A 9364-nucleotide genomic window follows, 5' to 3' on the forward strand; every position below is an offset into this window, starting at 1 on the left:
CTTCAGCAGCCTTCGCCACCTTGTTTCGCGTCGCTGATCAGTGATCAGCACAGAAGCGAGATTATGACTTATTTTTCTCAAACTCGTCAAGCGTTTTAAACATTTATTGTTTGTCGCGCTTTTCGCTTCTCTTCACCCATCGTCGCCGCTCTTGCGAGCCGCTGTGATCAGCGAAGCCCGCAACTGTAGCACAGGATTTCTGGCGCGCAAGCAACTTTTTCATGCATCGGCTTCAAGCCGGCTAGACAAGACGTCTTTCGGGGTGATCAAGGGCTGGGCGGCTGCAAAAGAAAAGAGCCCCGCAACTTTCGCTGCGAGGCTCTTCGAGTCACTTATCGCTGACAAGTCCGACACCGGGTCGGCGCTTGGCGGCAGGCTCAGTCTTCGTCCTTGAACGCCTCTTCGCGCTTGTTCTTGATGGACGGCAGCATGACCACCACCACCATCAGCGTCGCGGCGATCAGCAAGCTGGCCGACAGCGGGCGCGTCATGAAGGTGGTCCAGTCCCCGCGCGACAGCAGCAAGGCGCGGCGCAAGTTTTCTTCCATCATGGGACCGAGAATGAAGCCCAGGAGCAAGGGGGCAGGCTCGCAGCGCAGCTTATAGAAGAGGTAGCCCACCACGGCAAAGAGGGCCGTCAGGTACACATCGAAGCTGTTGTTGTTCAGCGTGTAGGTGCCGATGCAGCAGAACACCACAATGGCCGGAAACAGGAACCGATAGGGAACGGTGAGCAGCTTGATCCAGATGCCGATCAAGGGCAGGTTCAAGATGACCAGCATCAGATTGCCGATCCACATGGAGGCGATCAAGCCCCAGAACAGCTCCGGATTGCTGGTCATGACCTGAGGACCAGGCTGAATGCCCTTGATGGTCATCGCGCCCACCATCAAAGCCATCACGGCATTTGGCGGAATGCCCAGGGTCAGCATGGGGATGAAGCTGGTTTGTGCGCCGGCGTTATTGGCCGATTCGGGACCGGCCACGCCCTGGATCGCGCCCTTACCGAACTTCTCGGGCGTCTTGGACAGCTTTTTCTCCAGCGTGTAGGCCGCGAAGGAGGACAGCAGCGCACCGCCACCGGGCAACACGCCCAGGATGGACCCCAGCGAGGTACCGCGAAGTACGGCGGGCCAGGCATCCTTGAAGTCCTGCTTGGTCGGCCACAAGCCCTTCACATCCTTGGTGAAGACCTCGCGGTGCTCCGCGGGCTTGCCGAGGTTGGCGATGATCTCCCCGAAGCCGAACACGCCCATGGCGATGACGACGAAGTTGATGCCGTCGGTCAACTCGGGAATGTCGAAGGAATAGCGCGGGGTGCCGGAGATCACATCGGTATTGATCTGCCCAAGCAAGAGGCCCAGCAGAATCATGGCGATGGCCTTGATCAGAGAGCCCGAGGCCAGCACCACGGCACCGATCAGACCCAGCACCATCAGCGAGAAGTACTCGGCCGGACCAAACTTGAAGGCCAGCTCGGTCAGCGGTGGCGCAAAGGCGGCAATCACGACGGTGCCCACGCAACCGGCAAAGAAGGAGCCCAGACCTGCGGCCGCCAATGCGGCGCCCGCGCGACCCTGGCGGGCCATCTGGTAACCATCGATCGCGGTGACGACCGAGCTGGACTCACCCGGCACATTGATCAGAATGGCCGTGGTCGATCCGCCGTACTGTGCGCCGTAGTAGATACCTGCCAGCATGATCAGGGCGGGCGTCGCATCCAGTGCATAGATCGAGGGCAGCAGCATGGCGATGGTGGCCACGGGGCCCAGACCCGGCAGCACGCCGATCAGGGTGCCCAGCACCGCACCGCCAAAGGCGTACAGCAAATTCTGCAGCGTGAGCGCCGTGCCGAAGCCCAGCGCCAGGTTGTTCAACAGTTCCATGTCCCGCTACTCCTCAACGACCCAGGAAGGTGGGCCACAGCGGGATCACCAGATTCAGGCCCCACACAAAGATGGCCCAGCTGCCCACCGTGAGGAAGGCGGCCGTGAGCAGGGCTTCCAGCCACTTGAACTCATCACCGGCCATGGCAGCAATCACCACCAGCAGGGGCAGCGCGATCACCATGCCCAGGTGCGGCAAGGCCCAGCCGAACAGCACGATGGCGCCGACGATGACGCCAAGAGGGCGCCAGGCGATGGCACCAATGCGGCCGCCGTCTTCTGACTCAATGGTCAGCGCCTTGAACAGCACCACGGCTCCCAGTACGGCGAGCAGAATGCCCAGGCCAAAGGGAAAGTAGCCGGGGCCGGGTCGGGCCGAATTGCCGAAGCTGTATTCCGTAGCGCCCCAGGCAAAGCCCAGGCCCACCAGCAAGAACATCAGCCCCGACCAGAAGTCTGTTTGACTTTTGATCTTCATGTGAGGAACCCTCTATCGCATTGGACTGCCCGCATTCTAGGCAGCCCCCTCCTGCGACCCTGTGTGGTTTCCACGTAAGCATCTGCCACAGCCCAGCCCGGCAAACCGGGCCGAAGGCGACATCAATGCCTCAGGTCATTCCTCAGGCTTCCCATTGCGGAGTGCTGCGCAAAACCTCTTCCAGGGTGGTCAGGCCTTCCGCCACCTTCATGGCCCCTGCAAGGCGCAGCGGCCTCAAGCCCTCCTGCATGGCCTGACGCCGCAAGGCAGATGCATCAGGCGTGGGGTGGATGGTGGCCTTCACGGCCTCGCTGACGGTCAGCAATTCATACAGGCCGGCACGCCCACGGTAGCCCGTGTTGCGACAGTCCAGGCAGCCCACCGGCTTGTAGGGCTTGACCCCACCGCTCATGCGCCAGTGCTTGAGCATCTCGTTGAGCGTCTCGCGCGTCACCTGCGGGTCTGGCTGCTTGCAGGTCGGGCACAGGGTGCGCACCAGACGCTGCGCCAGCACGCCGATCACGGTTGCGGTGATCAGATAGGGAGGCACCCCCAGATCGGTCAGGCGTGTAATGGCCGAGGCGGCATCATTGGTATGCAGGGTGCTGAAGACAAGATGCCCGGTCAGCGCCGCCTGTATGGCCATCTCCGCGGTTTCCAGATCGCGGATCTCGCCCACCATGATGATGTCCGGATCCTGGCGCATCAGGGCGCGCAGGCCTTCGGCAAAACCCAGGTCAAGCGCGGGCTGCACCTGGGTCTGATTGAAGGCCGGCTCGATCATCTCGATCGGGTCCTCGATGGTCGTGACATTGACCTCGTCGGTGGCCAGACGCTTGAGCGTGGAGTAAAGCGTCGAGGTCTTGCCACTGCCGGTGGGGCCGGTCACCAGGATGATGCCGTGGGGCTGGGCGGTCAGACGGGTCCAGCGCTCCGCGTCATGGCCGGCAAAGCCCAGCTGGTCCAGACTCTTGACGGCGGTATCGGGGTCAAAGATGCGCATGACCATCTTCTCGCCGAAGGCCGTGGGCAAGGTGGACAGGCGCATTTCCACCTCGTCCCCAGCCGGGTTGCGCGTCTTGATACGGCCATCCAGCGGGCGGCGGCGCTCCACCACGTCCATGCGGCCCAGCAGCTTGATGCGCGAGGTCATGGCGCTCATCACCGAGGGTGGCAGCTGGTAGACCGTGTGCAGCACCCCGTCGATGCGGAAGCGGATCACGCCCATATCGCGGCGCGGCTCCAGATGGATGTCACTGGCGCGCTGATCGAATGCGTACTGCCACAGCCAGTCGACCACCTGGACCACGCCCTGGTCGTTCGCGTCCAGCTGCTTGTTGCTCTTGCCCAGCTCCACCAGCTGCTCGAAGCTGGCGATCTGGGTCACTTCGCCGGTCTTGGTGGCGGCACGCACCGAGCGCGCCAGGGTGTAGAACTCCGTGGTGTAGCGCGCGATCTCCAGCGGATTCGCCAGCACCAGGCGCACCGGCTTGCGGGCATGCGACTCGATCTGGGCCACCCAGCTGCGGTCATAGGGCTCGGAGGTGGCGATCACGACCTCGGTCAGTCCCACCTGCACCGGCAGACAGCGCTTGGCCTCGGCATAGCCCACCGACATGATGTCGGACACCCGCCCCACATCAACCTTGAGCGGGTCGATGCGCAGATAGGGCATCTGGGCCCTGCTGGCCAGCCACTCCGTGAGCTGCTCCAGATCCAGAGACTTGCCGGTACCCGCGCGCACCAGGCCTGCATGCCCCAGGCGCACCAGGGGATGCAGGGAGGAATCCCCCGCCGCAAAGCGCGCCTCCGTGCGCTGCACCTGATCGGCATCGATCAGCCCGTCCTCCTGCATCCAGCGCAGCAGGGTGCGCCACTCAAGCCGGCCCTCGGGCTTGACCAGGCCGGCAGCAGGCTTGCTCGGGGATGGGTTCGCACTCATGGTTGCGACTCGCTCAGAAGCTGGTTGATGATGCTCATTGGCAGCGGCCTCACCAGGCGCAGCCATTTACGCGCCGGCAAGTCGTACTGCGATTCGATGTTATCTGCACGCCGCTCGAGCGTCTCCCGGTCCGGCACCTGCACGCCCCGCGCGGCCACCAGCACGGTATTGCCTTCCTTGGTGGGTGCCAGACTCCAGACCTGGTCGCTGCCAAAGACCCGGGCAATGCGAGCGGCGCTGCGTGCGAAGCTGGCGTGGCGGCCGAAGAGATTGACCGTCATCAGCCCCCCATCCTCCAGCACGGCGCGGCAGCCGGCGTAGAAGTCCTCGTCGTCCAGCACCGGGGAGGCGGCGTCGTGGTCGTAGAGGTCCACATTCAGCACCGCCGTGCTCTGCCAGTTCGCCGGGTCAGCGACCCAGGCGGCGGCGTCCTCGTTGAGCACATTCAGGCGCTGGTCATCCTCCGGCAGATGAAACCAGGCCCTGCAGGCCGAGATCACCGTGGGGTTGAGCTCCACGGCGGTGGTCTTCATGCGCAGCACCTTGTGGCTGAAGCGGGTCAGCGCCGCCGCACCCAGCCCCAGCTGCACCACCCGGCCCTCGCGCAGGGACGCGCTGTCACGCCACAGCATCCAGGCCATCATGCGCTGGATGTACTCCAACTCCAGCTGCTGGGGCTTGCGGATGCGCATCGCACCTTGCACCCAGATGCTGTCCAGATGCAGGTAGCGAACGCCGTCATGCTCGCTCAGCGTGGCGGGCACCCAGTCGATCTTCTTGTTGCTCTTCTTGCTCATGGCGTGAGTAGACCATGGCGGGCGAAGACCTCGCGCCAAGCTGCGAGCTTGCGCTCGAAGGACCAGCTGGCATTGGCCGGGCTGCTGGAGGGCAGGCGGTAGACCGGCCGGCCCAGGGCCGCCGTCACCTTCATCAGCCGGGCCGATTCGCCACCGTTGTGCGCCACGGCCTGCAACTGGGGCAGGCGCGCGGCCAGACCGGCCAGATCATTGGGCTCGGCGGCACGGATGGCACTGTCCAGGCTGCCTTCGCGCTCGCAGGCGGCGTAGACATCCCAGATGGCCAGGCCGCGTGCGCGCACCCGCTCCAGGCGCTGGTCATAGTCCAGGGCGCGCAGATCCTCACCCCACAGGGCAGACAGAAGGGGCCAGAACTGGTTGCGCGGGTGGCCGTAGTACTGCTGGGCGGCCAAGGAGGCGGCGCTGGGAAAACTGCCCAGCAGCAGCAGGCGGGCATCGGGTGCCCAAACCGGGGCCAAGCCCCGGCGGCGCAGCCCTGCGCCGGACTCAGGCATGCTCCAACCGCGGCAAGGCGGCCCGCGCATTGGCGCTGGTCACGGCCGCGGTCTCTTCCGCTGACCAGCCCCGCAGCGCTGCAAGGCTCTGAGCAATGCGCGGCAGCTCGGCCGGCTCGTTGCGGCCCTGGGCCTGGCCCGCGGCGCGCTGCTCGGCCGTGGCGTAAAGCCAGTGCGGCGGAATATCGGGCGCATCGGTCTCCAGCACCAGGCTTTGCGCCGGGAGTTCGGCTGCCAGGCGGCGAATCTGCAGCGAGCGCTCATAGGTGAGCGTGCCGCCAAAGCCCAGCTTGAAGCCCAGGGCGATGAAGGCATCGGCCTGCTGGCGGCTGCCATTGAAGGCGTGCGCAATGCCGCCCCGCACCACGGTGCGACGCAGGCCGCGCAGCAACTGGTCTGCGCTCCTGCGCACATGCAGGATCACCGGCAGCTCGAAGCGCTGAGCCAGCTTGAGCTGCTCGGTGTAGAAAAACTGCTGGCGGGCCGCGTCCAGGCCCGGCACGAAGAAGTCCAGGCCGATCTCGCCCACGGCCACCAGGCGCGGGTCCTCGCGGTGGCGCTCCAGCAGGCCGGCCAGGGTGGCCAGGTCTTCATCCCGCGCCTTCATCACATAAAGCGGGTGGATGCCCAGGGCATAGGCAAAACCATGCTTATGCGCCAGATCGCGCGCGGCCTCGAAGTCGAAAGCGCCCACCGCGGGAATCACCATCTGCGAGACGCCAGCCGCACGCGCGCGGACCACGACCACATCCCGATCCGCGTCGAACTCCGGCGCGTCCAGGTGGCAATGGCTGTCCACCCACATGCGCTTCAGCTCAGCGGAACACCACCGTGCGGTGGCCGTTGAGCAGCACGCGGTGCTCGGCATGCCACTGGATGGCGCGGGCCAGGGTCACGCACTCCACATCGCGGCCCATGGCCACCAGCTGCTCGGGCGCCAGGCTGTGGTCGATGCGCGCCACCTCCTGCTCGATGATGGGGCCCTCATCCAGGTCCGAGGTCACATAGTGCGCCGTGGCGCCGATCAGCTTGACCCCGCGCTCATAAGCCTGGTGATAGGGCTTGGCGCCCTTGAAGCTGGGCAGGAAGCTGTGGTGAATATTGATGGCGCGACCAGACAGGTATTGGCACAGCTCGGGGCTGAGGATCTGCATATAGCGGGCCAGCACCACCAGGTCGATGCGGTTCTCCTCGATCACCTCGATGATCTTGCGCTCCTGCGCCGCCTTCTGCTCCGGCGTGCTGTTCAGCAGCGGGAAGTGGTGGAAAGGAATATTGTGCGAGGCGGCCAGCTGGTAAAAGTCGCGGTGATTGCTGACGATGGCCGGAATCTCGATGGGCAGATGCCCGGTCTGAACGCGGAACAGCAGATCGTTCAGGCAGTGGCCCAGCTTGGACACCAGCAGCAACACGCGGGTCTTGGTCTCGCGGCCCACCAGCTCCCAGTCCATCTGCAGGCGCTGGGCCAGGGGCTCGAAGGCCTGGCGCAGGGCCGCGCCCTCGGCCGGTGCCGACGCCTCGAACTCGATGCGCATGAAGAAGCGCCGGTGGTCGGCGTCGCCATGCTGGTGCGAGGTGACGATATTGCCGCCCTGCTCCAGCAGGAAACCGGTCACGGCATGGACGATGCCGGCCTGGTCGGGGCAGCTCAGTTTCAGGATGAAGCGGGCGGTCTGGCTCATACAGCGGTGGCGGCTGGGTTGGTGAGAAATCGGGCCCGCGATCCTACTGCAGGGCGCCGCCCACCAGTTTCAGCTGCGTTTCGCAGCGCGCGGCCAGGCCCTGGTCATGGGTCACCAGCACAAAGGCCGTGCCCTGGGCGCGAGCCGTCTCCAGCATCAGGGCGAAGACGGCGTCGGCCGTGTCGCGGTCCAGATTGCCGGTGGGCTCGTCGGCCAGCACACAGGCCGGCTGGGTCACCAGGGCACGGGCAATGGCCACGCGCTGGCGCTCGCCACCCGAGAGCTCGGCCGGCCGGTGCGCCAGGCGCTCGGCCAGGCCCAAGCGGGCCAGCATGGCCGCCGCCTGCTCGCGCGCCTGTGGCTGGGGCATGCGCCGCACCCGCAGCGGCATCGCGACGTTGTCCAGCGCGCTGAACTCGGGCAGCAGGTGGTGGAACTGATAGACGAAGCCCAGGTGCTCGTTGCGCCAGCGCCCCAGCGCCGACTCGCCCATCGACGCCAGGTTGCGGCCCATCAGCGTCACCTGCCCGCTCGAGGGCTTGTCCAACCCGCCCAGCAGATGCAGCAAGGTCGATTTGCCCGAGCCCGAGGCACCCAGCACAGCCAGGGTCTGGCCGCGCGCCACGCGGATGTCCACACCCTTGAGCACCCGCACATCCAGGCCGCCTTCCTTGAAGCGGCGGCTCAGGGCCACGCCCTCAAGAACTAGTTCCTGTCGTCCGCCGGGCCGCCCCAAGGACGACAGCGTCCCCTCGGGGGACCGACCAGGCTCCGCCTGGGCGAGGGGTTCAAAGTTACTCATAGCGGAGCGCCTCGGCCGGTTGCACGCGGCTGGCGCGCCAGCTCGGATAAAGGGTGGCCAGGAAGGCCAGGATCAGGGAGGTCACGGCGATGGGAATGATGTCGGCGCTCTGCGGGTCGCTGGGCATGCGGCTGATCAGGTAGATGCTGCCGGGCAGGAAGCTCACATTGAGCAGCCGCTCGATGGCCGGCACGATCACATCGATATTGAAGGCCACCAGCAGGCCCAGGCCCACGCCCGAGAGCGTGCCGATGATGCCGGCCGTGGCGCCCTGCACCATGAAGATGGCCATGATGGAGCGCGGGCTGGCGCCGAAGGTGCGCAGGATGGCGATGTCGGACTGCTTGTCCGTCACCGTCATCACCAGGGTGGAGACCAGGTTGAAAGCCGCCACCGCCACGATCAGGGTGAGGATGATGCCCATCAGGCGCTTCTCCACCTGCACCGCGTCGTACCAGTTGGCATTGGTGCGGGTCCAGTCGCGCACGCGCAGCTCGGCACCCAAAGTGCCCATGAGCCGCTCACCCACCCGGCGCGCCTCGTGCACATCGTGCAGCTTGAGCTGCACGCCGCTGGGGCCACCCGTGCGGAACAGGCGCGCGGCGTCGTCGATATCGATCAGCACCAGGCCGCTGTCGTATTCATAGTGACCCGCATGGAAGATGCCCACCACGGTGAAGCTCTTCAGGCGCGGCGTGGTGCCGGCGGGCGTGACCTGGCCGCCGGGCGCCACCAGGGTGAGCTTGTCACCCTCGCGCACACCCAGCTGGCGCGCCAGCTCACCGCCAATCACCATGCCCCATTCGCCGCTGCGCAGCCGGGTGCTCACGCCCTCTTTGAGCAGCTGGGCCGCCAGGGGCGTGATCTCGGCCTCGCGCTGCGGATCGATGCCGCGCACGATGGTGCCGCGCATCTCTTCGCCGCGCGCGATCAGGGCCTGCGAGAGCACGAAAGGCGCCGCACCGGCAATCTGGGAGCCCAGCTCCGGGATGTCGCGCACGCGCTGGGCCACCGCCTGCCAATCCGTCAGGCCCTGGCCGTCATAGCTCATCAGCTCCACATGGGAGATCACGCTGAGCATGCGGTCGCGCACCTCCTTCTGGAAGCCATTCATCACCGAGAGCACGATGATCAGGGCCGCCACGCCCAGGGCAATGCCCAGCACCGAGACGCCGGAGATAAAGGAAATGAAGCGGTTGCGCCGCCCGCCCCGGCCGGCGCGGGTGTAGCGCCAGCCGATCTGCAATTCATAGGGCCAATTC

Annotated in this window: 9 protein-coding genes; all 9 read right to left on the reverse strand. The window is 65.8% G+C overall.

Translation table 11 applies throughout. The annotated features are described in order from the left end of the window. Positions 1-377 precede the first annotated feature (377 nt). Positions 378-1886: a tripartite tricarboxylate transporter permease gene (locus ACK5F2_RS11835; protein WP_409864830.1), complete on the reverse strand. Its 1509-nt coding sequence runs from the start codon at positions 1884-1886 to the stop codon at positions 378-380. Between the two features lie 13 nt (positions 1887-1899). Continuing rightward, positions 1900-2364, reverse strand: a complete 465-nt coding sequence (locus ACK5F2_RS11840; RefSeq protein WP_409864831.1) for a tripartite tricarboxylate transporter TctB family protein — start codon at positions 2362-2364, stop codon at positions 1900-1902. A gap of 142 nt (positions 2365-2506) precedes the next feature. Then, a complete protein-coding gene (locus ACK5F2_RS11845) occupies positions 2507-4306 on the reverse strand; it encodes a GspE/PulE family protein (protein WP_409864832.1) in 1800 nt (599 codons plus the stop codon). Then, positions 4303-5103: a spermidine synthase gene (locus tag ACK5F2_RS11850; protein WP_409864834.1), complete on the reverse strand. Its 801-nt coding sequence runs from the start codon at positions 5101-5103 to the stop codon at positions 4303-4305. Before ACK5F2_RS11850 ends, ACK5F2_RS11845 begins: the two co-directional genes overlap by 4 nt. Beyond that, the gene (locus tag ACK5F2_RS11855) at positions 5100-5618 is read right to left on the reverse strand and encodes a DNA-deoxyinosine glycosylase (RefSeq protein WP_409864835.1); all 519 of its coding nucleotides are present in this window, start codon (positions 5616-5618) and stop codon (positions 5100-5102) included. Before ACK5F2_RS11855 ends, ACK5F2_RS11850 begins: the two co-directional genes overlap by 4 nt. Continuing rightward, complete coding sequence (locus ACK5F2_RS11860; protein ID WP_409864837.1) at positions 5611-6423, reverse strand: TatD family hydrolase; 813 nt, start codon at positions 6421-6423, stop codon at positions 5611-5613. Before ACK5F2_RS11860 ends, ACK5F2_RS11855 begins: the two co-directional genes overlap by 8 nt. 10 nt (positions 6424-6433) lie before the next feature. Beyond that, entirely contained in the window at positions 6434-7300 is an 867-nt protein-coding gene (gene purU / locus ACK5F2_RS11865; RefSeq protein WP_409864839.1) for a formyltetrahydrofolate deformylase, read from the reverse strand. A 43-nt stretch (positions 7301-7343) separates the two neighbouring features. Then, positions 7344-7994 (reverse strand): ABC transporter ATP-binding protein, encoded by a 651-nt coding sequence (locus tag ACK5F2_RS11870; RefSeq protein ID WP_409864840.1) that lies wholly within the window; start codon positions 7992-7994, stop codon positions 7344-7346. Positions 7995-8094: 100 nt separating this feature from the next. Next, positions 8095-9364, reverse strand: a 1270-nt coding sequence (locus tag ACK5F2_RS11875) for a lipoprotein-releasing ABC transporter permease subunit (RefSeq protein ID WP_409864841.1), incomplete at its 5' end; no start/stop codon positions are given.

This window comes from Roseateles sp. (genome assembly GCF_046300915.1).
Lineage (GTDB): Bacteria > Pseudomonadota > Gammaproteobacteria > Burkholderiales > Burkholderiaceae_C > Kinneretia.